The organism is Psychroflexus aurantiacus (assembly GCF_010820555.1).
GTDB lineage: Bacteria > Bacteroidota > Bacteroidia > Flavobacteriales > Flavobacteriaceae > Psychroflexus > Psychroflexus aurantiacus.
The window spans coordinates 43,900-69,528 of record NZ_JAAIKD010000004.1 but is presented as its reverse complement, the minus strand read 5'-3'; the positions used below and the strand labels follow the sequence as shown (position 1 = coordinate 69,528).

At 39.0% G+C, this 25,629-nt stretch carries 22 protein-coding genes; 10 read left to right on the top strand and 12 right to left on the bottom strand.

The features are described from left to right. Window positions 1-35 precede the first annotated feature (35 nt). A complete protein-coding gene (locus G3567_RS07910) occupies window positions 36-1,217 on the top strand; it encodes a Pycsar system effector family protein (protein WP_164004798.1) in 1,182 nt (393 codons plus the stop codon). A gap of 33 nt (window positions 1,218-1,250) precedes the next feature. On the opposite strand, the gene G3567_RS07905 is transcribed toward G3567_RS07910, so the two are convergent. Next, complete coding sequence (locus G3567_RS07905; protein WP_164004797.1) at window positions 1,251-3,629, bottom strand: GAF domain-containing protein; 2,379 nt, start codon at window positions 3,627-3,629, stop codon at window positions 1,251-1,253. Between the two features lie 148 nt (window positions 3,630-3,777). On the opposite strand from G3567_RS07905, the gene G3567_RS07900 reads away from it, so the two are divergent. After that, a complete protein-coding gene (locus tag G3567_RS07900; RefSeq protein WP_164004796.1) occupies window positions 3,778-4,881 on the top strand; it encodes a TlpA disulfide reductase family protein in 1,104 nt (367 codons plus the stop codon). 75 nt (window positions 4,882-4,956) lie between these two features. On the opposite strand, the gene G3567_RS07895 is transcribed toward G3567_RS07900, so the two are convergent. Further along, a complete protein-coding gene (locus G3567_RS07895; RefSeq protein ID WP_164004795.1) occupies window positions 4,957-6,252 on the bottom strand; it encodes an NAD(P)/FAD-dependent oxidoreductase in 1,296 nt (431 codons plus the stop codon). 91 nt (window positions 6,253-6,343) lie between these two features. On the opposite strand from G3567_RS07895, the gene G3567_RS07890 reads away from it, so the two are divergent. Together G3567_RS07890 and G3567_RS07885 are read left to right on the top strand one after the other, a co-directional pair. Further along, on the top strand, window positions 6,344-6,838 hold the full coding sequence (locus G3567_RS07890; RefSeq protein ID WP_164004794.1) for an RNA polymerase sigma factor: 495 nt from the start codon (window positions 6,344-6,346) through the stop codon (window positions 6,836-6,838). Window positions 6,839-6,840: 2 nt separating this feature from the next. Then, entirely contained in the window at window positions 6,841-7,446 is a 606-nt protein-coding gene (locus tag G3567_RS07885) for a hypothetical protein (RefSeq protein ID WP_164004793.1), read from the top strand. Here the strand turns inward: G3567_RS07885 and xerD are convergent, their stop codons facing one another. After that, window positions 7,447-8,343, bottom strand: a complete 897-nt coding sequence (gene xerD, locus G3567_RS07880) for a site-specific tyrosine recombinase XerD (protein ID WP_164004792.1) — start codon at window positions 8,341-8,343, stop codon at window positions 7,447-7,449. It abuts the gene before it with no gap. 124 nt (window positions 8,344-8,467) lie between these two features. Beyond that, window positions 8,468-8,917 carry a thioredoxin-dependent thiol peroxidase gene (gene bcp, locus G3567_RS07875; protein ID WP_164004791.1) on the bottom strand — a complete coding sequence of 150 codons (450 nt, stop codon included), beginning with the start codon at window positions 8,915-8,917 and terminating at the stop codon, window positions 8,468-8,470. A 30-nt stretch (window positions 8,918-8,947) separates the two neighbouring features. On the opposite strand from bcp, the gene G3567_RS07870 reads away from it, so the two are divergent. Beyond that, window positions 8,948-9,616, top strand: coding sequence for an endonuclease III domain-containing protein (locus G3567_RS07870; protein ID WP_164004790.1), 669 nt, complete (start codon window positions 8,948-8,950; stop codon window positions 9,614-9,616). Window positions 9,617-9,647: 31 nt separating this feature from the next. On the opposite strand, the gene G3567_RS13350 is transcribed toward G3567_RS07870, so the two are convergent. After that, a complete protein-coding gene (locus tag G3567_RS13350) occupies window positions 9,648-9,797 on the bottom strand; it encodes a hypothetical protein (RefSeq protein WP_205521204.1) in 150 nt (49 codons plus the stop codon). Window positions 9,798-9,850: 53 nt separating this feature from the next. Continuing rightward, window positions 9,851-10,438, bottom strand: coding sequence for an RNA polymerase sigma factor (locus G3567_RS07865; protein WP_164004789.1), 588 nt, complete (start codon window positions 10,436-10,438; stop codon window positions 9,851-9,853). Window positions 10,439-10,653: 215 nt separating this feature from the next. Here G3567_RS07865 and uvrA point away from each other — a divergent pair, with 215 nt between their 5' ends. Continuing rightward, window positions 10,654-13,446, top strand: coding sequence for an excinuclease ABC subunit UvrA (gene uvrA / locus G3567_RS07860; RefSeq protein ID WP_164004788.1), 2,793 nt, complete (start codon window positions 10,654-10,656; stop codon window positions 13,444-13,446). Window positions 13,447-13,726: 280 nt separating this feature from the next. Here uvrA and G3567_RS07855 read toward each other — a convergent pair whose 3' ends face one another. From G3567_RS07855 to G3567_RS13565, 4 genes are read right to left on the bottom strand one after another with little or no spacing between them, the layout of a single operon-like run. Beyond that, on the bottom strand, window positions 13,727-15,193 hold the full coding sequence (locus G3567_RS07855) for a lipopolysaccharide biosynthesis protein (protein ID WP_164004787.1): 1,467 nt from the start codon (window positions 15,191-15,193) through the stop codon (window positions 13,727-13,729). Between the two features lie 4 nt (window positions 15,194-15,197). Next, on the bottom strand, window positions 15,198-16,469 hold the full coding sequence (locus tag G3567_RS07850) for a glycosyltransferase family protein (RefSeq protein WP_164004786.1): 1,272 nt from the start codon (window positions 16,467-16,469) through the stop codon (window positions 15,198-15,200). Between the two features lie 3 nt (window positions 16,470-16,472). After that, window positions 16,473-18,893 carry a YfhO family protein gene (locus tag G3567_RS07845; protein ID WP_164004785.1) on the bottom strand — a complete coding sequence of 807 codons (2,421 nt, stop codon included), beginning with the start codon at window positions 18,891-18,893 and terminating at the stop codon, window positions 16,473-16,475. Between the two features lie 30 nt (window positions 18,894-18,923). Continuing rightward, on the bottom strand, window positions 18,924-19,052 hold the full coding sequence (locus G3567_RS13565) for a hypothetical protein (protein ID WP_262887117.1): 129 nt from the start codon (window positions 19,050-19,052) through the stop codon (window positions 18,924-18,926). 219 nt (window positions 19,053-19,271) lie between these two features. Here G3567_RS13565 and G3567_RS07835 point away from each other — a divergent pair, with 219 nt between their 5' ends. Next, window positions 19,272-20,162, top strand: coding sequence for a transporter (locus tag G3567_RS07835; RefSeq protein ID WP_164004783.1), 891 nt, complete (start codon window positions 19,272-19,274; stop codon window positions 20,160-20,162). Window positions 20,163-20,278: 116 nt separating this feature from the next. Here the strand turns inward: G3567_RS07835 and rocD are convergent, their stop codons facing one another. Next, window positions 20,279-21,583: an ornithine--oxo-acid transaminase gene (rocD, locus tag G3567_RS07830; protein WP_164004782.1), complete on the bottom strand. Its 1,305-nt coding sequence runs from the start codon at window positions 21,581-21,583 to the stop codon at window positions 20,279-20,281. 184 nt (window positions 21,584-21,767) lie between these two features. Here rocD and rlmD point away from each other — a divergent pair, with 184 nt between their 5' ends. Genes rlmD through G3567_RS07815 form a run of 3 tightly spaced genes read left to right on the top strand, consistent with a single transcriptional unit; the run spans window position 21,768 to window position 24,392 of the window. Further along, on the top strand, window positions 21,768-23,183 hold the full coding sequence (gene rlmD, locus G3567_RS07825; protein WP_164004781.1) for a 23S rRNA (uracil(1939)-C(5))-methyltransferase RlmD: 1,416 nt from the start codon (window positions 21,768-21,770) through the stop codon (window positions 23,181-23,183). Beyond that, window positions 23,180-23,680, top strand: a complete 501-nt coding sequence (locus G3567_RS07820; RefSeq protein WP_164004780.1) for a DUF6452 family protein — start codon at window positions 23,180-23,182, stop codon at window positions 23,678-23,680. The genes rlmD and G3567_RS07820 overlap by 4 nt, the downstream gene beginning before the upstream one ends. After that, on the top strand, window positions 23,646-24,392 hold the full coding sequence (locus tag G3567_RS07815) for a DUF6048 family protein (RefSeq protein ID WP_164004779.1): 747 nt from the start codon (window positions 23,646-23,648) through the stop codon (window positions 24,390-24,392). The genes G3567_RS07820 and G3567_RS07815 overlap by 35 nt, the downstream gene beginning before the upstream one ends. A 1-nt stretch (window position 24,393) precedes the next feature. Here the strand turns inward: G3567_RS07815 and G3567_RS07810 are convergent, their stop codons facing one another. Next, window positions 24,394-25,548 carry a THUMP domain-containing class I SAM-dependent RNA methyltransferase gene (locus G3567_RS07810; protein WP_164004778.1) on the bottom strand — a complete coding sequence of 385 codons (1,155 nt, stop codon included), beginning with the start codon at window positions 25,546-25,548 and terminating at the stop codon, window positions 24,394-24,396. Between the last annotated feature and the right edge of the window lie 81 nt (window positions 25,549-25,629).

The window sequence follows — 25,629 nt, the reverse complement described above, 5'->3', positions numbered from 1 at the left end:
ATACAGATGATTTTACTTCTAAATTTAGAATATATATGACGGATCTTATTTCAAAAACTGAATCTTTTGTCTTGCAGTTATTCAAAGATAGGTTATCTGCTAAATATGTGTACCATAATTTCAATCATACCAAAAGGGTTGTGGATAGCGCTCAGTATTTAGCTGAACAGGAAAACCTGAATGAAGATGATAAAATCCTTTTGCTACTAGCTGCCTGGCTACATGATACCGGCTACACTGTTTCTGAAATCAACCACGAGGAACACAGCAAACGTATTGCCAGAGAATTTTTAAGCAAGCAAAACCTCACAGAAGACATCATCTCCTCTGTTGAAAATGCTATAAATTCAACGCAAATGGAGGCTACTCCAACGTCTGAAATTGAAAAGATCCTTAAGGATGCCGATTGTTCTCATTTTGCAAAGGAAAATTTTAAGGAGGTAAGTGAATTGCTGAGGCAGGAGTTAAATATAAAAGGGCAAGAATATTCTGCAGAGGAATGGAGAGAAATAAATATAAAAGTGCTTTCTCTTCAGCATCGGTATTATACAGATTACGCGATTAAAAATTGGAGTCCGAAAAAACAGGAACATCTTGTTGAATTAATTGAAAGCAAAGAAAAAAAGAAAAGGAAAAAAGAAAAAGAAAAATTAAAAGCCAAGTTTAAAGCCCAGTACAAAAACGATAATCCGGAAAGGAGCGTTCAAACCCTTTTTCGAGTTACCTTAAGAAACCATCTCAAGCTTAGTGATATCGCAGACACGAAAGCTAATATTCTATTATCTGTAAATGCCATCATTATCTCTTTGGCCTTGGCCAATATCATCCCTAAGCTTGACAATCCCAGCAATGAACACCTGATGATTCCTACCTTGATTTTAATTTGTTTCAGTGTTGCCGCTATCATCCTTTCTATTTTATCTACCAGACCCAATGTAACTTCCGGTGAGTTCACCAAGGACCAGGTTGAAAACAGAGATGTCAATATCCTGTTTTTTGGAAATTTTCATAAGATGAGTTTCGACAATTATCTGTGGGGAGTAAAAGAGATCATGAAAGATAAAGACTACGTTTACGAGGCCCTTGTCAAAGACCTTTATATGCTGGGTAAGGTTCTGGAACGCAAGTACCGTCTTTTAAGATTAACCTATACTATTTTTATGGCTGGCATCATTATTTCGGTCATCAGCTTTTTTATAGCGTTTTACCTGATTTAACAGTGGCCTTGAACGTTTAAAGCTTAATAAAAATCATCCCTCTAAAGATTCAATCAAATTTTCATAAGTGATTCCTGTATCCGGGGTATTTCCGTTATGGTACAAAATTCCAACACGAATAGCCTTTAGGCCGGAAACCCCCTGTAAATCCTCTACATCCACTAGCTCAACCTCTTCATTCAAATATTTTTTCCTTTGCAGATAGGTGATGTATTTGAGGTATTCCTCCTGAGTTTCCAATTGCGAATACACGATCGTCAGTTTTCCTCTGGACGTAATTCGCTCTTCAGAATTTTTGATGAAAGCCTTGTCAATTCTTTTCTTAATGATTTCGTAGCGCGCATTGTAAGACCCGTCCACATCAAAGTGTTTCTCATCCATCCTATAATGTATGGTCAAGGTATTATTGAAGGCGAGAATAAGCGATCTAGAACTCAGTTTAATATGTTTAGCTTCCTGAATCTTATAAAATTCATTTTCCATTTCACACATGACCGAAAGTTGCCATAATCTTAAGTTCTCCAGGACGACCTTGCTAAACGTAAGATCTTTTGCAATGGATTGACCAATGTACATATTATGCTCAACGCCATCGGTTTTATAGCGATCAAAATAATGCGGAAACAACTTTTGAGCTTCGACTTGTTTTAAGTCGATAAAGCTAGCCAGACTGGAGTTGATACTCGAGACGGTTTCATCAAACACATCTCTGTTTTGGTGAAATGCCTTAGCGCCGGTACTCGATTTTTCCATGTATTGCTCAACCATGGCATGGCATGAAGGAATAGTCTTCAGAATGTATTCTAAAACCGGCTGAGCATCCTGTTTCAGTAACTTGTCCGTTTTTTCTTCAGTCGAAGCGGTTATCCCTTCGGTTAAACGCGAAAGCGCATCTGTAAGTCTATAGCTCAGTTGTTCAAATACTGGCAAAGCTTGAATTTCCAGGGCTGAATTTACGATATTCAAAACCTGGTTTAATTGATAGATCAGGTCATTTTGAATTGCAGAATTTCGTTCTGTAGAAGAATCTGCTATATCAATCTGACCAAAAAGAGGATGAACCTCATGAAATCTGATTTCTTTTAACTCATTATTCTTATCCGGGGCTGACTCCGCAAAAAGCTTTACTGCCTCTTCTTCAAATTTCCACTCCACACTTGGATGAATGGACGTATATTCATTTTGTATTATCGCTTTTATCCTATTTTGTCTCTCCTGCTTATAACTTTGAACCGTTTCTGCGATGTATGGAACGATATCATCTAACTTGGTAGCGTTGATGTTGTTTAAATCATTTTTAGAGTAACTCACCAGTTCTAAGATAGCAAGAAGTTTATCGTTTTTGGTTACAGGAGCCAGAATAGCAGACTTTATGCCTTTAGCCTGAAGGTAATTTGCAAATTTATTGGACTTATTTTTTTGAGCATAAGCATCTACATCGGTAATGCTGAAGTATGTATGCTGATTTACAATGGCGGTATAGGCGCCATGACAAAAAGCTTCCTTACAGCCATTGTCGGATATGGAATTCAAAATAAAACTATCGATATAATTGGAATGGCTGGGTTGAAATTTTTCAGTTTCCTCATTAAAAAGGGCAAAACCAAATTCCAGTTTGGGCAAACTGAAAATCGATTTTAAGATAGTCATCATCTTAAGCGCTATTGCCCTGGAGTCTGAAAATATATTGCTGTTGAGCAGAAGGGTTTTTAGTTCAGAAATACTGTTATCAATAGTTACATCTGTGAGATTTAAAATGGTAAATCCTTTGAATATCCAGGAATCAGGAGGAAATTTTTCTTTCCAAAAATCAATATCATTTTGTCTGTTGAGTAATTGGTCCACATCAGCATCGGTTATTTCCGGAGCATGTTCCGTGGGAAACAACTCCACAAAATCTGCATTAACAAACAATCTATAATTTCTAAGATTGCCATCAGCATCAGGAATATCGTAATACTCTGGTCTGAAAAAATCAATATTATACTTGTAATACGTATTCAGGATGATGATACAGGCTAGAATATAGTCTTTCTCTATGTTGAAATTACGCGGAAGAAATTCAAAGTCCTTATCGGGTACCGAATTTAGAATAGATTCAAAGCGTTTGGTTTTTCGAAACATTTTATTTCGAAAAGGAACTGTCGCTACCTTGATTTCGTTATAGGTTAAAATATCTGGAAAAAGATCGTCCAGAAGTATCTTGATCTGTTCTTCGTAGGGTTCCAGGTTTTCATAATTCGCAATTCCATTGAAAAGTTCAGGATAAGATTCGGAATAATCTAAAATACCTTGGATGTAATTTCTGGAAATAGGATTGCTTTCAGTTGACAATCGCTTCTGAAAGTTATCTCGAATTTTTTGAAAACTCAGTTTGATCTGAAAAGGATATATATCTTTGTAAGGCTCCATAATTGATTATAGGTTTACAATAGTATTTATAAAAACATTTTTAAACTTTTAACTTAAGATACTTTTACCAAATTAAGCTAATTTCTTCTGAAGTTAAGGCTTTACTCTACTGGAGTATGTTATTTTTGCAGAATTAAATTTTAAATGAATGAAAACCTTATTTAGTCTATCTCTGGTACTTGCCCTGTTAAGTTGCAACACTGAACCAAAACTGCAGGCCACTATTGAAAATGTTCCAGACGGAACCAATGTATATCTTACGGAACTAGGACCTCAAAACATGCCTATTCCATTAGATACAACCCAGGTTCAGGATAATTCTTTCGAGTTTAATTTAGAACCTATGAATCAGGATATCAACCTCATTCAGGTTGAAGCCCTAAATGGCAATATCATTTTTATCAATGATGCTGAACAAATTAAAGTGGAAGCCTCTAGCTTAAACCTTAGAAATTCTAAAGTGGAAGCAGGAGAGCATAATGAATTGCTAAAAAACTATATCGACATGATCACTGAGTTCTCAAAACGAGAAACCGAACTCAGTGAAAATTATAACCAAGCCCTACAGCGCGGGGACGAGGAGGCACAACTGGACCTTCAGCTAGACCTGAGAGATCTCGAAAAGGTGTCCCAGGAAACCGGATTGGAATTTATTAAAGACAATACCCACTCAATTGTGGCCATGATGGCACTGTCTGACGTGATGAATTCTAAAATCATTCCTCTGAATCAAATGAAATCCCTCTATGATAATTTTGATGCGGAAGTCAAGGACACACCACTTGGAAAAATGCTTGGCCAGAACATCGCCAAAATTGGCGCAACAGACATAGGTGCAGAAGCTCCTAAATTTGCCGGTCCTACACCAGAAGGTAAAGAACTGGCCCTCGAAGATGTTATGGGAAAAGTCACTCTTATCGATTTTTGGGCTTCATGGTGCAGACCGTGCAGAATGGAAAATCCAAATATCGTAAGCATTTACCAGGATTATAAAGACAAAGGATTTACCGTTGTAGGTGTTTCCCTGGACAAACCCAACCATAAAGATGCCTGGGTAAAAGCGATAGAAGACGACCAGCTCGACTGGAATCACATTTCAAACCTGATGTACTGGCAGGATCCCATTGCCGTTAAATACGGTATTAGAGCTATACCTGCAGCTTTTCTGATCGATGAAAACGGAATCATTATAGGAAAGGATTTAAGAGGGGACGATCTCCGAGAAAAAGTAGCAGAAGTTTTAGGAGAATAAGTTTTTAAACACAATAAAAAGCGGGTATTTCTCAATATAGAATCACCCGCTTTTTTTAGTTGTCGCATCCGATCTTCAATCTGGCGACTTGAGTTTTTCCGCTTTAAAAGGCCTTACAATAAGCCTGGCAGCTCTGTCGTAATTGATATAACTATAGGTCCAATTGAAAAAGGTGACAATCTTGTTTCTAAAGCCCACCAAAAACAACAGGTGAATGAACATCCAGATAAACCAGGCAAAAGCTCCTCCAAACTTGATGTTCTTTAAATCTACTACAGCCTTATTTCTACCCACCGTGGCCATAGTTCCCTTGTCAAAGTAATCAAAAGGGATAAGGTTTTCTTTATTTACAATTCTCCCTAGATTTTTAGCTAAATGTTTGCCTTGCTGAATAGCAGGCTGAGCCACCATAGGATGACCTTTGGGATAATCCTCACTGGCCATTAAAGCAATATCTCCAATAGCAAACACATTTTCGTAACCTTCTATTTGATTGAAGGTGTTAACATTATAGCGATTTGCTTCTTCCATTAAAGCTCCATTCTTAAGTCCGTCTATCGCAGCACCGGTTACGCCTGCACTCCATATAAATGTGTCACAATGGAAAGTAAGGTTTTCATCACTGGTTTTTACAATTTGGTCCTTATAAGAATCTACAAAGGTGTTGAGATGGATTTTCACGCCGAGTTCCTCCAGGTATTTCTGAGCATTGGCAGAAGAAGTATCGCTCATAGGCGGGAGAACTTTATCCAAACCTTCAATTAAATGAATATGTATTTCCTCTGGATCAATATCCTGGTAATCCTTAGGAACCACATTTCTCCTCAGTTCAGCTATAGCACCACTCAGTTCTACACCAGTCGGACCAGCTCCAGCGATTACAAAATTCAAAAGAGACTTTCTTTTTTCAGGGTCATCTGTAATGGTGGCCTCTTCTAAATTTTCCAGAATCAAACTTCTTAAGTTTAAAGCCTGGGGCACGGTTTTCATCCAGATCGCATTATCCTCAACGCTTTTGTTTCCGAAGAAATTGGTTTTAGAGCCCGTGGCGATGACTAAATAGTCGTAAGTGATCTCCCCGATATTCGTTTTGACCAGTTGCTTTGTATCGTCGATGTGTTCGACATCAGCCATTCTGAAGTATGCATTCTTATTTTTCTTGAGAATTTTTCGAAGTGGATAAGCTATGGAGTCTGGCTCCAACCCAGAGGTAGAAACCTGGTATAGCAGGGGTTGAAAAGTATGATAGTTTCTCTTGTCCAACATCACCACTTGAAAAGGTTTTTTTTCAAGCTGTTTCACCAAACTTACGCCTCCGAATCCTCCGCCAATGATAACCACTCGAGGTAAATCTGTAACTGGAATGTTCATAAAAATTAATTTCCGTCTAAATTAATTTAATTTACAGCCAAGTCTGTAACTTTTAATAATTTTAACGACTTACCAACAGACCCTATAAATTTTGAACACGACATTAGAAAAGAAATTTATAAACCTTCTTGAGGAACATCAAAACATCGTGCATAAAATTTGCAGGATGTACACCTATGATGCTGATGCTCACAAAGACCTCTTTCAAGAAATAACCATACAGTTATGGAAAGCTTATCCCAAATTTAGAGAAGAGTCAAAATTTAGCACCTGGATGTACCGTGTGGCCTTAAATACCGCTATCACTTTATACCGGAAGAAAAAAAGAGGAGTCCAGACTCTGCCCTGGGAGAATTTCGATTTCAAGATGTCTGCTGAAGGCTATGACAGCACTTTGGATGATAATTTAAAATTAATGTATTCGGCCATAAAAGAACTAAACGATATTGATAAAGCTTTAGTACTGCTTTATCTGGAAGATAAGCCTTATACAGAAATTTCAGAAACGCTAGGGATTTCTGAAGTCAATGCAAGAGTGAAAATGAATAGAGTGAAAACTAAACTGAAACGTATTTTGAATCCTTAATTATGGATGAGTTAGACCTTATTAAAAAAGACTGGCAAAAACGAAATGACGAATTGCCGAAATATACGCAAGAAGAACTCATGCCTATGCTGCATAAAAAGTCATCTTCCAGCGTGAAGTGGATCTTTATCATAAGCATTTTGGAATTTGTATTCTGGATAGGCCTGGATATGATGGTTTCTTCAGAAGATTATTTGGAAACCATCGAAAGTCAAGCCTTTTTATGGTTTCTAAAAGTGACCACGGTAGTGAATTATGTCGTTCTCTTTGGGTTTATTTATTTATTTTGCAAAAATTACCTGCGTATCAAAGTGACCGATTCTGCTAAAAAACTGATGCGACAAATCATCAAAACAAGACAGGCTGTAAAATATTATGTACGCTATAATATAGTGCTCTTCATCATTATCTTTGTCATCAGCGGTGCAAGGGCCGTTTTGTTGGAGACCACCTTTAACACTCTGGAATTCTGGATAGTTGCAGGCATTATGGTGTTTATTCTCCTGATCATCCTAGGTTTATTAATTCTTTTTTACAGACTCCTCTACGGTATCTTAACCAAAAGGCTTTACAAAAATTATAAACTTTTAACTCAAATGGAGACCTAATCAGGCTCGCGGATGGAACTGTTCCAAGACCGACCGGAGGTGTGTCTTATCCAGATGCATATAGATTTCTGTGGTGGTTATGCTTTCATGACCTAACATTTGCTGTATGACTCTTAAGTTGGCTCCGTTTTCTAAAAGATGCGTAGCAAATGAATGTCTAAAGGTATGCGGGCTTATATTTTTTTGAATGTGAGCTTGCTTGGCTAACTGCTTCACGATGGTAAATATCATAGCTCTGGTTAACCGGGCCCCACGTCTGTTCAAAAACAAAATGTCTTTAAACTCTGGTTTGGGATCCAGATGAATTCTTATCTCATCCTTATAAAGTTCGATAAACTTTTGCGTGTATGAATTTATAGGTACCAGACGTTCCTTATTCCCTTTTCCTACAACTTTGATAAATCCTTCATCAAAATGAAGGTGGGATAGCTTCAAACCCGTGAGTTCGCTAACGCGCAACCCACAGCCATAAAGCGTTTCGATGATGGCTTTGTTACGCTGACCCTGTGGATGAGACAAATCTATAGCGCTGATGAGCTGATCTATCTCTTTGGTGGAAAGTGTGTCAGGGAGTTTTCTACCCAGACGCGGGGATTCTATGAGCTCCAGGGGATTGTTTTTTCTGTAATCTTCAAAAATCAGATAATCAAAAAAGCTTTTTAAACCGGAAATCAACCTTGCCTGGGATCGTTCATTCAAGAGCTTCGAGGTCTCATAAATAAAACCCTGCAATTCTTCCTCGGTTATAGCTTCCAGGGAAACAGAGATATCGAATTCTGAAAGGTAATTGGTCAGTTTTAAAATGTCCAGCCGATAATTCTGAATGGTATTATCGGCCAGACCTCTTTCTATTTTAAGGTAGTAAGTAAAATCCTGAATTGCCTGCTCCCATTTCATGACACCAAAATACATTAATTTTTGGGTAATTCAACCCCTTCGGGATAGGCAAGATAAGCTTACAAAAGATAATATATGAGGTGTCTCATCTCTTTAGCAGGCTAACTGAAACTTCACGAACAGACTAAAGAATCTGTTCGGCGTGCGCTTTGGTTTTCACTTTGGAGATAACGTCTTCAATCACGCCTTCTTCGTTAATGACGAAGGTGGTTCTATGAATACCATCATATTCTTTTCCCATAAATTTCTTAGGCCCCCATACACCAAAAGCTTCGATCACTTCCTTATCTTCATCTGCAAGCAATGGAAAGGGAAGCTCGTATTTATTTTTGAAATTTTGCTGGCGCTTGGCAGAATCTGCACTTACCCCAAGGATTTCATAGCCTTTAGCCTGAAAAGTTTCCCAGTGGTCTCTCAGGTTACAAGCCTCGGCTGTACAGCCAGGGGTACTCGCTTTTGGGTAAAAGAAAACGACTAATTTTTTTCCCGTGTAATCTTCAAGTGTGTGCAGGTTCCCATCTTGGTCTTTAGCTTCAAAATTTGGAGCTTTATCTCCGGCTTTTAGTGTTGTCATAATTCCTATTTTTGTTTAAAAGTAAAGCAAATGAAAAAATCTGAAAAAGTAGATTTCGTTATAAATACGTTAAAGGACTTATACCCCACTATTCCCGTGCCCTTAGACCACAAAGATCCTTATACATTACTCATCGCTGTTTTGCTTTCCGCGCAAAGTACAGACGTCAAGGTGAATCAAATTACGCCTTTGCTTTTCGAGCAGGCCGATAATCCCTGGGATATGGTTAAAATGAGTCCCGATCAGATTAGAGAAATCATCAAGCCTGTTGGACTATCTCCAATGAAAGCGAAAGGAATCTACGGACTTTCTAAGATTCTCATCGAAAAATACCAGGGTAAAGTGCCCAACAATATGGAAGCTTTGGAAGAATTCCCGGCGGTTGGACACAAAACGGCTTCGGTTGTGCTGGCACAGGCTTTTGGGGTTCCTACATTTCCGGTAGATACGCATATTCACAGGTTGATGTACCGCTGGAATTTAAGCAATGGAAAAAATGTGCAGCAAACCGAAAAAGATGCTAAACGGCTGTTTCCTCAAAAGGTCTGGAACGATTTACACTTGCAAATTATCTGGTATGGCAGAGAATATTCTCCGGCAAGAGGTTGGAATCTGGACAAAGACATCATCACCAAAACCATAGGACGAAAATCTGTGATTCAGGCCTATACCAAAAAAAAGGCTTCTAAATCGAAATAAAGAAGCCTTTCGGGTTTTGGAAGTAATGCATTTAATTCTGAATACTGTCGAACTCTAAATCCTTATACCGAACCAGCTTGTAAGCTTTGGAAAAATCCAAAATCCGCTTTAGGGTTTTTGCTGAAGGTTTGGTAGGTTTAGAATAAAACTCTGAAACTTCATTTGAGTAAATTTTCGCCATAGGTTTAAATTTTATATAACGAAAACGCATTTAAAAATCAATTATTGCCTCTGCTAATTGGTTAACACCACCTGATGCTTTTCTATGATCTTTCTCAAATTGATTAAGGCATACCGCATTCTTCCTAAAGCTGTATTGATGCTTACGCCTGTTTTGAGCGCTATATCTTTAAAACTCATCTCCTTGAAAATGCGCATTTCAAGCACCTCCAGCTGATCCTGTGGCAATTCTTTAATGAGTTCATGAAGGTCGGAGTCAATTTGATCCTTGATGATTCTTCGTTCTGCGTTTAGATCACCATCCGTCATAAAGTCAAGAATATCAAAATCTCCTTTTCCTTCGAATTTGGGCATCCTGTTGCTTTTTCTAAAATGATCGATAACCAGATTATGCGCTATTCTCATGACCCAGGGTAAAAACTTTCCTTCTTCATTATACTTTCCACGCTTGAGCGTGCGGATAACTTTAATAAAGGTATCCTGAAAAATATCTTCGGCAAGATCTTTATCGTAAACCTTGGAAAATATAAAGCCGAAAATTTTTTGTTGATGTCTGTGGATTAATATGGAAAGGGATTGTTCATCGCCCTCCATGTACTGCTTTACCAGAAAAGCTTCAGTAGATATTGAAGTCCTATGCATACGTCTTTTACTTAAATAAAACCAGCTTCAAAAAAAGTGGTTCCTGTTATTAAATGAGTTTAAGTAAAAGTGTTGTATAGGCTATTTTTTAATGGCTAATATATACATATATGTTTATACGGCGCATACTGTCAATAATTTTAACATATTATGAATCAGTGTATAACTCCAAAGTGGCTTGACAAATCTTTATATTTGTCCTATTCCTAGTAGTTATGAAACACACAGATTTAGATAAAATTGATCCCAAAGACTTTATTATTATAAAAGGGGCAAAACTCCATAATTTAAAAAATATTAATGTTGTTATTCCCAGAAATAAACTTGTGGTCATCACAGGTCTTTCTGGCTCCGGTAAGTCCAGTCTTGCCTTCGACACGCTTTATGCTGAAGGCCAAAGGCGTTATGTGGAAAGTCTGTCTGCCTACGCCAGACAGTTTCTTGGCAGACTGGACAAACCTAAAGTCGATTACATCAAAGGTATTGCTCCTGCTATTGCTATCGAACAAAAGGTAAATTCTACCAATCCGCGTTCAACTGTTGGAACATCGACCGAGATCTATGATTATTTAAAATTGCTCTATGCCCGAATCGGCAAAACCATTTCGCCGGTTTCAGGCAGGCAGGTCAAAAAACATACGGTAACCGATGTGGTTGATTTTATCAAGTCTCAGGATGAAAACAAAAAATTACTCCTGCTTGCTCCCATCACTTTAGAAAATAAACGCACCGTTGAAGAAAAACTAAATATTCTTCAGCAGCAAGGCTTTAGCAGAATAAAAGTAGACGATCAGGTCCTCAAGATAACCGAAGCCCAGAATCAAAAAATTTCCGGCAAAAGCGAACTATCCCTTGTGGTAGACAGAATTGTGGTCAAAGATGATGAAGATTTCTACAACCGGTTGGCAGATTCCATTCAAAATGCATTTTTTGAAGGAAAAGGAGAGCTCCATATTGAAGATCCCTCAACTCATGACATTACGAATTTCAACAATAAATTCGAGTTGGACGGCATGCTTTTTACCGAGCCTAATGTACATCTCTTCAGTTTCAACAATCCTATTGGTGCCTGTCCAAAATGTGAAGGCTACGGTGATATCGTCGATATCGATGAAGCTCTGGTAATCCCGAACACAGGACTAAGTGTCTACGAAGGTGCGGTTGCACCCTGGAGTGGAGACACCTTAGGCTGGTATAAGAAAGAATTTATAAAACACGCCCATAAGTTTAATTTTCCTGTACACACATCTTATTTCGAATTGACCGAGGACCAAAAAAATACCATCTGGGAAGGAAATCAGTATGTAACCGGAGTCAATGCATTTTTTGAAGCTGTAAAATCGAAAGCTTACAAAATTCAGAATAGGGTTTTATTATCCAGATACCGTGGCAGAACGCGTTGCCCGGAATGCAAAGGACGACGATTGAAAAAAGAAGCAACTTTTGTAAAAATAAATGACGTGGATATCACCCAGCTTGTGGATTTACCCATTGATAAGGTCAGTGTATTTTTCAAAAAACTCAAGCTGAATAAGCACGATGAAGCAATTGGGAAGCGCTTATTAAAAGAAGTCAATAACCGACTCAAATTTTTGATGGATGTGGGATTGACGTATTTAACTTTAAACCGAAAATCCAACAGCCTATCCGGAGGGGAATCCCAGCGCATCAATTTGGCGACTTCCCTGGGAAGCAGCCTGGTGGGTTCCATGTATATTTTAGATGAGCCTTCTATCGGACTTCACTCCAAGGATAACGAAAGGCTAATTGAGGTTTTAAAAGACCTGAGAGACCTCGGCAATACGGTTATCGTAGTAGAACATGATGAAGACATTATGAAAGCTGCAGATTACATCATCGATATTGGTCCGGAAGCAGGGACTCACGGTGGCGATCTTGTAGCTGAAGGTACTTATAAACAACTCCTGAAGGCAAATTCACTAACCTCACAGTACCTCAACGGTAAAATGGAAATTGAAGTCCCTAAGGAAAGGAGAACCTCAGCATCCTATGTTGAGATTAAGGGCGCTCGCGAGCATAACCTTAATAACATCTCGGTAAAAGTGCCCTTAGACTGTTTTGTAGCCATTACAGGAGTTTCCGGAAGCGGAAAAAGTACGCTGGTGAAGAAAATTTTGTACCCGGCTATGATCAAACAAAACGGCGGCTATGGCACCAAAGCTGGACAGTTTGACGGGATCGACGGTAATTTCAAACACATTAAACTTATAGAATATGTAGACCAAAATCCCATTGGGAGATCGTCGAGATCCAATCCAGTGACCTACATCAAAGCTTACGACGATATTCGAAATCTATACGCCAAGCAAAAGCTTTCTAAAATCAGGAATTTCAAGCCCAAGCATTTTAGTTTTAATGTAGAAGGTGGTCGTTGTGAGGTCTGTGAAGGTGAAGGCGAGGTAACTATCGAAATGCAGTTTATGGCAGATGTGCATCTGGAGTGTGAGGCCTGCCAGGGCAAACGCTTTAAGCAACAGGTGCTGGATGTGGAATTTGAAGGCAAGAATATAGATGATATCCTGACGATGACCATCGATGATGCGATGGAATTCTTTTCCGCTCACAACGAAACTAAAATTTCCAATAAACTCATGGCTTTACAAAGCGTTGGACTAGGGTACGTGACTTTGGGTCAGAGTTCCTCTACCCTGTCCGGTGGTGAAGCTCAGCGAATCAAACTGGCTTCTTTCTTAACCAAAGGTAAAAATGCTGATAAAACCCTATTCATTTTTGATGAGCCCACCACCGGGCTTCACTTCCACGATATCAGTAAATTATTGAAATCTTTTGAAGCGCTGATCGAAAATGGGCATAGCGTGATTGTCATCGAACATAATATAGACCTTATCAAATGCGCCGATCATATTATTGATTTGGGACCAGGGGGCGGCATAAACGGCGGACAGCTGGTTGCTGAAGGCACCCCTGAAGAAGTCTCGAAAGTAGAAACTTCATTTACAGGTCAGTTTTTAAAGTCTAAAATTTGATTATATAAGTCAAAAGTTTTTTTAATCTCTTGTCGATTAAAATCACAGAAAGAAAGAGAGATAAAAAATTAGCAGAATTATTAAAATCAAGGATACAATCCTAGAATTACAATTTTGATCATTTGAAACGTTTTTTAGATTTCAGGGCGATGCCCCTCTATTTCATTTGTATACATTATGTTAAGAAAATTTGAAGGCGATGCCCCTAAGTCATAACTGATAATTTTAATTTGAAAGCCAGGAAAATATTAAGAGGTTTAGCCATTAGATCTATCTGCAGCTATGGATTTTTCTTTAGAATGACTTTTGTATAGAAGCTTGTCAGGTCTTCCGATAATGTTCCTTTAAAGCTAATGATAAAGTAGAAAATGCTTATCAGTATCGATTTAAGTATAATATTAAGCAAAGCAAATTCAGTAGTAAAATCCCAGAAATAAAAGCATAAGGTAAGTCCTGTAATCACCAAAAATATATACAGACTTTTCTTGTTGAACGGATGAATCCCAAAGGTGATTCTCACAAACGAAAGTTTAAAAATATTGTAAGCCAGAAAACAAATAAAAGTAGCATAAGCTGCGCCGTAAATGCCATAAATAGGGATGAGCCAGAGATTCAGTAAAAAAGCAACCCCAACCAAGACCACTCCAGCGATAAGAACCGTTTTATAATATTTGGAATTAAAGATAATGCTGTTGTTATTCCCCAACACATTATCGCTCAGCTTCACCAGACTGATTAAAAAAACAATACTCACTCCTATTCTGTAGGGTTCCGGAATAATCGTGTAAAGTTGATGAACATTGGTAATGATGAGTACGAATACAAAACCACTAATCAGGAACAGGGTATTGGAGCTTCTCACATACAGGTCTTTTAGCAGTTCGCTTTCACCATGATTGAGGTACTTGGCCGTAATGGGATTGGTGATCTGGTGCATGGCTTTGGAAGGCACAGCAATCACTGTAGCTATATAAATGGCAATCCCGTAAATAGACACGTTTTCAATAGGCATGAAGTATTCTATCATAACTTTATCCAGATCGAACAAAGCCACAGCTACAGTACCTGCAATAAAAATGAGCAGAGAATAATTCATTAAGTCCTTTAGCCTTGCTGGAAGCTGAAAGCTAAATTTTGGCAGGTATAGCCTAAACGCATAGCCCAGCATCACCAAGGTTCTTAAGATAAAAACCCCGATGAGCAAATAAATAAAAAGGTGAACGCTAATATATTCAGCATAAAGCAGAAGGAGTAATAGGGTAATAGCGATTCTATGAAAAACTTCCCGCATGAGGGTGCCAAAAACACTTTTGAACTGGACCTTTGCCCAGGCAAAGAAAACCTCGAAATAGGCTGTTGCCATGGCGATGACAAAGATTCCCCAAATGTAAGGCTGCACCAGATCGTTTTCGCCTTCGAAATACTGCAGCAAAGCATCATAGAAAAGGAAACCGACGATTCCTATCAAAAGTCCGAGTGACAAAGGCAAAAACAGTGCAAAATTGAGCAGTTTATCGGTGTCAATTTGGGTAGTATAGCTGGAATAAAATTTCACTATTGTATTGTGTACACCCAGGGCCATAAATGGCCAGAATAGATTTCCTGCTGACAACAGAAAGGTAACCAGCCCATAGTATTCTACGCTTAAGAATTTGGGATACAAAAACAAGACATTGAGTGCGCCGATTCCAAAACCCAGATAGGTAGAAATAAGGTTATTGAAGGATTGTTTGGCGACGATTCCCATGAAGCTATTTGATAAGTTGAGTCAGTTTTTGCGTTAAATTCCTGCGGCTATAGTGTTCTATATTTTTGGTATTGCCTTTTAATTTTCCATTTAGAAAAGCCTTGAAAGCCTTTTCTATGTAGGACTTTAAACGGGTTTTCTCCTCGTAGGTGAAACAGTCGCCAGAATCGGTTTCAGCAATAATTTTGCTGACATCCCAGCCTTCAGGTCCTATGGCTAAAATAGGCCGGTGAGAAGCCAGGTATTCGAATAATTTACCAGGGATGATTCCACGGGTTTCCGGCTTATCAATTTCGATAAGCAGAAGCATCTGCGAACTTCTCTGGCTTTCTATAGCATCTTTATGATTGAGATAACCCGCTACGCTTATATAGTTTTTCAATCCATAACTGCGTGCGGATTCCAGGACAGTATCGCTGATTTTACCGATAAGTTTAAGCTCAAAAAAGTCCTTAAAAACTAGATTTTCGTCTATTAATTCTCCTAAAACTTCCCACAGGACTTTGGGGTTCCTGTCATTCAATAAAGAACCGATGTGGGAAACTGTGAAATTTTCACTGAGCTCGGCCTCTGCAGTGATGTCTTCATAACCATTGGTGATGACTTCAATAGGCGTTTTGGTTTTGTTCTCGAATTCAGCCCTGGTTTGAAAACTGGTGGTAATCAACTGGTCTGCTGAATTCAATACGTCTTTTTCTAAAGCCAGATGTTTTTGCTTTGATTTTTCGGTGAGCTTTAAAGCTGAATGATACCCGATGGTCGTCCATGGATCTCTGAAGTCCGCAATCCAATGAAGGTCCGGGTAACTATTTTTCAAACCTAAGCCGATGAGGTGCAAGCTATGGGGTGGTCCTGTGGTGATGATGGTTTCGATTTCATTATGTTTTATGTAATCTATCAAAAATGAAATGGAAGGCTTTACCCATAACACCCTGGCATCGGGAATAAAGAAATTGCCTCTCACATACAGCATCATCCGCTCTTTCCAGGATTGTTTTTTCCTGGATTTAATGATGCCACTGCTGATGGTTTTGGAATTTGATTTTGAAAGAAGCTCTGCAAACGCATAAGGTTCGAAAATGGACTTCTCTATCACTTTCACTTCAGGACTGCTTCTAAGTGAAGAATCTTTGATGGGATAGCTTGGATTTTGGGGCTTATAAACAATGGGCTGAATCCCAAATTCCGGAAGATGTTTGGAAAACTGAAGCCAGCGCTGCACTCCGGGACCCCCTGCTGGTGGCCAGTAGTATGTAATGATCAAAACTTTTTTCATCCTCTAAATTTGCTTTCGCTTTAGGCTATAGCCTAGTCCTCCCAGTATAATGAGTGCTAAAAGTATAAAACTTGCCAGGCTTATCTTTCCGCCAAAACTCACCACGTCAGGCTCAAACGAAAAGGTGATTTGATGACTGCCTGCTGGTAAATGCATAGCTCTTAAAACATAGTTAGCTCGAAAGTGATTGACTTCTTTTCCATCCAGAGTCACTTTCCATCCCTTAGGATAATAGAGTTCTGAAAACAGAGCCAGGCGTTCTCCAGTTGCTTCGTACTTATAAACAAGCTCATTTTCTTTGTAAGCGGTGAGTTCGATAACATCTGAAGGGTCCACGTTATAGTTCTTATCAGAAAGGGGAAACTGGTTTTCTTCCACAATGGCCGTTTTACCTGGATTGATGCTGTCTAAGGCCAGTATAGCGGCATTGGCATCTTCTACGGTAATCAATTCATTTACAAACCAGGCATTGCCTAAATGACCTGGATTTTCCTGAACCACTGCTTCTCCCTGTTCATCGAAAATAAAATACTTCACATTGAGCATGTTCAGGATGCTTTGCTTGCCTTCATAAATATAAAAGTCGAACAATTCCTGAATCCTGCCGGGCTTCGCTGCATGATAGCCCCCTATGGAATTATGAAAATAAGACGCTCGTGCTGAGTTAAGCGGGCTTGACGTTAAGTCGTAAACCCGAAAATGAGACTGATCGTTTTGAATTTCAAGATCTGCTGGTGTGGCCTGGAAAGGTCTTTCCATGACTGAAGCTGCCACAAAATCGTCTTCGTTGACATAGCGGGTGTCCACCCCTATTAAATCTATCAGAATTAAAATTCCGATCAGCCCTAAAAAAACCGGCTTCTTCACTTTATCTTTGAGATACAGGTAAATGCTTCCTGCTATTAGTAATACAAAAATCAAAGACCGAATGGTATCGGCTGTGAACATGGATTTTCTATCTTCTTTGAGTGCTCTCACGAACTTTGCACCGTAATTTTCTAAGAACACAGCATCATTTGAGCCGCTGAAATCGAAAAGTGCAGATTTCAGAAGTAAAAAGAATAGACTTAGCCCTCCTAAAATCAGCGTTGATGTTTTTAGCGCCTTCCACTTCGCCTGATTTGAAATTTCAGGAGTGATGAGTTTAGAAATTCCTAAAATGGCTAAAACTGGTAAACAGAATTCAATAATGACCTGTATTGAAGTAATGGCTCTGAATTTATCATAGAAAGGAACGTAGTCGATAAAAAAATTAGTGAGCAGCGAAAAATTATCACCCCAGGATAGCAGCAAGGCCATGACAGAACCAGCAACCAGCCACCATTTGGTTTTACCTTTGGTTAAAAACAAGGCTAAAACAAAAAGAAAAATCACGCAGGCCCCAATATAAGCTGGAGCTGCAACAATGGGTTGTTTTCCCCAGTAAGTGGGTAGATTTTTACTGAATTCCAAGGCCTGAAGCGGTGAGGCCCCCATTTGAATGATTTCTTTGTAAACTTCAGAATCTTTACCAAGAGATTCGCTGTTGGATCCTCCCATAAATCGGGGGATAAAGAGATTGAAAGTTTCAAAAATACCGTAAGAGTATTCTGTGATATACTCGTAATCCAGACCGGTGTTTACTTGTTTTGTACCATCTGGGTCTATGCTCAGACCGGTATCCCCTCTTGTACTGAATTCCGCATATTCCTGAGTCGCGAGTAAATTGGTTATGTTGAGCAAAACAGCCAGTATAATCGCCGGAATAAAACTTAATGAAGCTTTCAGATAGGGTGTGAAAGTTTTTGATTTAAAAGCATATACTGCGTTTACCACCACTATGACCAGACAAAGCAGCATCAGGTAATAGGTCATCTGGAAGTGGTTCGACATCAATTCAAAAGCTAGTCCGACGCAAAATAAAACATTCCCCCAAAACAATTTTTGCCTGTAGACGAGCAGCATCCCTCCTACAACTAGCGGGAAATACGCGATGGCATGAGCCTTGGCATTGTGACCAACACCTAAAATAATAATCAGGTAAGTGGAAAAACCAAAGGCTAAAGCTCCTAAAAAAGCCAGTTTGTAATTGACTTTCATGCACAAAAACAAAATATACATCCCGACAAAATAGAGAAATAAATAATCGGCGGGTCTGGGAAGAAATCGGAGTGTTCGATCTATTTCTTTTATAAAATTATAAGGGTAGTTTGCCCCGAGCTGGTAGGTTGGCATTCCTCCAAAGGCTGAATTGGTCCAGTAGGGCTCCTCCCCCTCTGTCGCTCTAAAGTCATTTTGAGCCTTTGCCATTCCTGTATACTGAACAATATCGCTTTGAAAAATGGTTTTACCTTTCAGGACAGGATAGAAAAACGCTAAGGAGGCAATTACAAAAAGGACTAATACAGCAAGATGTTTCCAGGAGTTTTTTAAAATAGACTTCATCAGTGATTTTTGGTTTGAAAAATGGGAAAGTTAGTCAATTTCTTCATAATCTACGTACTCCCCAACTTTGGTCTCCTTTGATTTTCTTTTAGAAGCTTTGGCAGAGGTATGGGGTTTTGTTTTTGGGTCCTGATGAGGAGGATTGAACTGATTCTCCATGTTTTTTTGAACTTTTTTAAAAATATACTTCAGCAACAAAGGTCCAAAATACTTAGCTAACAGCTTCACCCCAAAATAAACCAGAAGTATAATTAAAATTGTCTTGAGAAATACCATAACATCGATTTGATATACAAAAATACCAATACTTTATAGCATTAAGACTGGATGGCTTAAAAAATCAGATTTTAATTTATATTTGAATTTCAAACTTTACTTATGAAATTTAGACTCACTGGCTTGCTTTTGTTTGCTGCTTTGGTAACCCAGGCACAGTATACGGAAACTATCAATTCCAACAGACCCGGCGAATCTTTTGGAGCTTACAGTGTAGGCACAAATGTTCTTCAATTCGAAACTGGAATAGCTTATGGAGAAGATGATCATGCCTTTACACTTATCCCCGATCGCACGCAGGTAGATTATCAGTATCAGGTGAGATACGGCTTAATTGTAGAACAGCTTGAACTCATTTTAGACGGGACTTTTGTAAATGCAGAAGAAAGCTTACTTAGAGGAGGGACAGTAACAACTGGTAGCTATAGTAATTTCCAAAGAAATACATTTGGTGCCAAGTATCTCCTCTACGATCCTTTTGTCAAACGGGATAAAGAAGGCCCAAATCTATATAGCTGGAAAAAAGAAAACTTGCTGCAGTGGAGAGACCTGATTCCTGCAGTTTCTGTGTATGCAGGTGTTAATCTTCTGTTTGGTGAAAATCCTTTCAAGTTTACCGATGAGCCTAGTTTTTCGCCAAAAGCAGCTTTAATTACACAAAATAACATCGGAAGAAACTGGGTGCTAGTCTCCAACTTTATTGTCGACAAACCCACAACAGACTTCCCGACTTATGCAGGAATTTTTACTTTAACGCATACCTTTTATTCCAGAACCGGTGTTTTTGTAGAATTTCAAACCTATATCAATGATTTATACAGCGATGAAATCCTAAGAGGTGGTCTGGCTTACCTGGTGAATAAAAACCTACAGGTCGATGTATCCGGACTTATCAATTTTAAAGACACCCCAGAGCGCTGGAGAGCGGGTATTGGACTTTCTTACAGAGTAGATATGCATACCGATGACTACGTCATAAAAGATGCCAACTAGGTAAACTCTTGTCGTAAATATGCAAAGCAGGTTTTTAAATTGAAATTATACTATAAAGCAAAAGCCTCAATCATCAGATTGAGGCTTTTGCTTTATTTAACTTATAAGTAAGAATATTATTTTTCGAACTGCTCTAAAGTCTTGGTAATGATATGGACACAATCCATCAGCTGATCTTCAGTGATAACTAGTGGAGGTGCAAAACGTATGATGTTACCATGCGTAGGTTTTGCTAAGAGTCCGTTTTCCTTTAAGGCTACACAAATATCCCAGGCTGTTGAGCTGTCTTCAGAATCGTTGATGACGATGGCATTGAGTAGGCCTCTACCTCTTACAAGGGTAACGATATTGTGATTCTCGATAAATTTATTCAATTCACTTCTGAACAAATCACCCAGACGTCTTGCATTTTGAGCAAGTTTTTCATCTTTCACCACTTCCAAAGCTTCCATGGCTACTGCTGCTGCAACGGGGTTTCCACCAAAAGTAGAACCATGTTGTCCAGGCTGAATCACTTTCATAACGGCATCATCAGCTAAAACGGCGGATACCGGATAAGCTCCTCCAGATAGCGCCTTACCTAAAATAAGTACATCGGGCCTGGAATATGTGGCTTGTCTTTCACAATGTCCCTGGCAATCGCATTTACCGCAAACCGCTAGTAAAGCGCCTGTTCTGGCAATACCCGTTTGGATCTCATCGGCCATAAACAGAACATTGTGTGCTTTGCAAAGCGATTTTACCTTAGGTATAAAGTCATCGTCAGGTGTAAAAACACCAGCTTCACCCTGGATAGGTTCTATTAGTGCTCCTGCAATATTTTTGTTTTCTTTCAGTACTTTTTCCAAAGCTTCAGCATCGTTATAAGGTACTTTTATAAAGCCTGGTGTATAAGGTCCGAAGTTTTTTCTGGCCCCTTCATCATTACTAAAAGAAATGATTGTTGTGGTTCTTCCGTGGAAATTGTTTTCAAATACGATGATTTTCGCTTCCGTCTCCGGAATTCCTTTTTCTTCGTAAGCCCATTTTCTACAAATCTTGATAGCGGTTTCAACGGCTTCCGCACCACTATTCATCGGTAAAAGTTTATCAAACTTAAAATACTCGGTGGCATATTTTTCATAGACACCCAAGACATTGTTATGAAATGCTCTTGAAGTCAGGGAGATCGTCTGCGACTGCTTGTGCATAGCATCGACAATCCTGGGATGACAATGACCTTGATTTACTGCAGAATAAGCCGATAGAAAGTCATAATACTTTTTGTCTTCTACGTCCCAAACGTAAACCCCTTCTCCTTTTTTAAGGACAGCGGGTAACGGATGGTAATTGTGAGCTCCATATTTATCTTCTAAATCGATGGCTTGCTGTGAGGATTTCACATCTTCCACATTCATTTTATCTAGTGTATCTACTGACATAACTTAATTTTTAGCGATTTTCACAAAAATAAGGATTTGATTGACCATTAAAAATTATTAACCAATCCTTAAGTCAATTTAGTTTCAATATAAATAGGTCGCTGGATTTCAAAATACTAAACGGATCTTTAAATATTTTGAGCGTTTGAAAGTTCTTATCCAAACATTACTTTATTTTTGCGGCATGGCGAGAAGAAAAAACACTAAAAAAACCTTTGAAAACGTAGAAGTCCTCGACGCGGGCAGCAAAGGCAAAGGGATAGGAAGAGCTAGCGATGGCAGGGTTTTAATCATCGATCAGGTTGTGCCCGGTGATGTGGTAGACGTAACGACTTACAAAAAAAGAAAATCCTACTATCAGGCAAAACCTCATCGTTTTGTAGAGTTATCCCTTAAACGGGCCCAGCCGGTTTGTCAGCATTTCGGCGTTTGCGGAGGCTGTAAGTGGCAAAATATGGCTTACGAGCATCAGCTTTTCTATAAGGAGAAAGAAGTTCTTGAGAATCTAAAGCGCATAGGAAAAATCAACATCGCTGAAACCAAACCGATTCTGGGTAGCGAAAAAATCTATTTCTACAGAAATAAAATGGAATTCTCATTCAGCAGCAGCCGATGGCTAACAGAATCTGAAATTTCCAGCGGTAAAGATATTCAGGATAAAAATGCACTGGGCTTTCACATTCCAGGCATGTGGGATAAAATATTGAACCTTGAAAAATGCCATTTGCAGGAAGACCCCAGCAATGACATCAGAAATAAAATAAGAGATTTTGCTTCTGAAAACAATCTCGAATTTTTCAATCCCAGAGAACAAAGCGGACTGCTCAGAACGCTAATGATTCGAACAAGCTCTACCGGTGAATACATGATCTTGATTCAGTTTTACCAGGAGGACAAAGAGAAACGTGAGCTCCTGCTGGATTACATCATCCAGGAATTCCCTGAAGTGACTTCCCTTCAATATGTCATCAATGAAAAAGGGAACGACACCATTTATGATCAGGAAGTGATCACGTATTTTGGTCAGGACTTCATTTTTGAGGAAATGGAAGGCTTGAAGTTTAAAATCAATGCCAAGTCCTTTTACCAAACCAACTCGGAACAAGCCTACGAACTTTACAAAATCACCAGAGAATTCGCCGCTTTAAGCGGTGATGAACTGGTTTACGACTTATATACAGGAACAGGAACCATTGCTCAGTTTGTTGCTAAAAAAGCAAAGCATGTGGTAGGAATTGAAGCTATACCAGAAGCCATTGAAGATGCCAAAGCCAATGCCAAATTGAATGAGATTGAGAACACTTCTTTTTTTGCAGGAGATATGAAGAAGATCTTCACTTCTGGATTTATTGCAGAACATGGCCAACCGGATGTCATCATCACAGACCCGCCTAGAGAGGGAATGCATAAGGAAGTGGTTGAGCAAATCCTCCAGGTTAAACCAAAACGCATAGTCTATGTCAGTTGTAACTCGGCCACTCAGGCCAGAGATCTGCAACTGATGGATACGCATTATCAGGTTGAAAAGAGTCAGGCCGTAGATATGTTTCCTCAAACGCACCACGTAGAAAATGTAGTTTGCTTAAGATTGAGAGCATGAGGAAAACACTGTTCACCAGCTTCATTGTAGCAGGCATGCTTTTACTTTTCAGTTCCTGCGAAAGAGATGACATCTGTGCCGCAGCTACTGAGACCACCCCAAAGTTGGTGATCGAATTCTTTGACGTGAACAATCCCAGCAATCCTAAGAATGTTAGAAATTTAGCCATTAGGGAAATTGAAAAAGACACCGCGATCCTATTCAATTCAACTTCCTCCATTGCGATTCCACTCAAGACAGACGCTAATGAAACCACTTATGTTTTTAATCTGAATGCTTTAGCAGCATCCGGGGGCTTAACCGATACCTTAAGCTTTTCATATGACACCAACGAACTCTATGTGAATAGAGCCTGCGGCTTTAAAGTTAACTTTATCGACTTCAGAGCAGAAGTTGAAAACCCAACGACCAACACTGAAAACTGGATAAGTGATATTCAAGTTAGAGAAAATAGCATTCAAAATGAATTTGAGACTCACCTATATATTTTTTATTAGTGTTCTATTCATGGCTTTTCCCGGCGAATTTTACGCTCAGGAAAACGCAGAAGTAGAATACCAACAAGTTACTGACTCTATCTTTTATAAAGATAAATACGGACTTACAGTAAGTTTAGATTTAAGCAGAATCGGAACAAGTTTGTGGGATTCGGAATACCAGGGACTTGAAATCGGAGCCGACTACAGGTTCTCTGAAGATCTTTATATCGCCGGGGAACTCGGAAATGAAAACTCCGTTTACAGAGAAGATAATATTTTAAATGAAACCGATGGAAGTTATATCAAGTTAGGGGTCAATTATAATGTATATGATAACTGGATAGGAATGCAAAACCTGATTTACGTTGGATTTCGCTATGGATTTGCCACCTACTCCCAAAACCTGAAGACTTACAGCATTTATACCACAGATAGTTATTTTCCACCAGATCAAAGAGATGCCGATAGAAACTTCAATAACCTTACTGCAAACTGGCTGGAGTTACAAGCCGGGATACGGGTGAATATTTTTGGCAATTTTTACCTTGGCGCTCATCTTCAACTCAAGACCATGATCACCTCTACGTCTATCCCAAACTTCGATAATTTATACGTACCTGGATTCCGCAGAACTTACGACTATTCAAGCATAGGCGCAGGCTGGGGATATTCGATAAGCTACATGATTCCCCTTTACACAAAAACAAAAAGACAAGCGGTTAGGAACTAACTTACTGCTTTGCTGCTTTTTTAGACCCTTCATAAATCTGATAATTCAGCAATCTGGATTCTAATTTTGCATTAAACAATTTGATTTTTCGTGAAGGCCTTAACCCGACATGTTTAATAGCCTCAAGATCGGCCACGATAAACCAGGCCGAAGTCCCGGGATAATTTTGTTTTAAGGTATTCCCTATTTTAGAATAAAATTCCGGAATATCCACATCCAGCCTCACACCATAAGGAGGGTTAAACACCATATGCAAATGCCGCTCTGATTTTTTAAAGGATTCGAAAAAATCCTGACGCTCCACCTTGATAAAGTCAGAAAGATTGGCATTCTCTATGTTTTGAGTAGCCTTCTCAACCGCTGAAGGCGCTTTGTCGTAGCCTTTAATGTCGAAGTTGAAGGATCTTACTTTTTTCAAAGTTGAATCTTTGATAACTTCAAACAGCTCTTCATCAAAATCTTCCCATTTCTGAAAGGCGAAATGCTCCCGGTTGATGTTGGGTGGAATATTGCAGGCTATCATCGCCGCTTCAACAAGTAAGGTTCCACTTCCACACATGGGATCCAGGAAATCACATTGTCCGGACCATCCCGATTTCAGGAGCAGTCCAGCCGCCAGAACTTCATTGATTGGGGCGATATTGGTTGCCGTTTTGTAACCTCTTTTGAAAAGCGGATCCCCCGAAGTATTTAAACTGATTTCGCAGTTTTCTCTGTCGATATGCACACTCACCTGGCAGTCTGGCCTGTCGGTATCGATATTGGGCCTGGTTTCAAATTTATCCCTAAACCTGTCTACAATAGCATCTTTGGTTCGAAAAACGACATATCTGGAGTGGGTGAAAATTTCAGAATTTACAGTCGACTCTACCGCAAAAGTCCCGTTTTTATCAATCAGATTTTCCCAGGCAAAGGCATTGATTTTGTTATAAAAGTCATCTTCATTACGAATTTTAAAACTGAAAATAGGTTTTAAAATGCTGATTGCCGTTCTTAAACTGAGATTGGCTTTATACATAAATCCAAGATCTCCGACAAAAGAGACGTGTCTAACCCCTTTATGGATCTCCATTGCGCCAAGTTCCCTCAGTTCTTTAGCAAGTTCGTCTTCAAATTCATAAAGACACTTCGCAATCATTTTAAAATTATTTTCCATAAAGAAGATATTTAGGAGTGCAAAAATACATTAATTTTGCACCTTTATTTTTGAGAAGTTGATTTAAGTTTTCAAAATAGA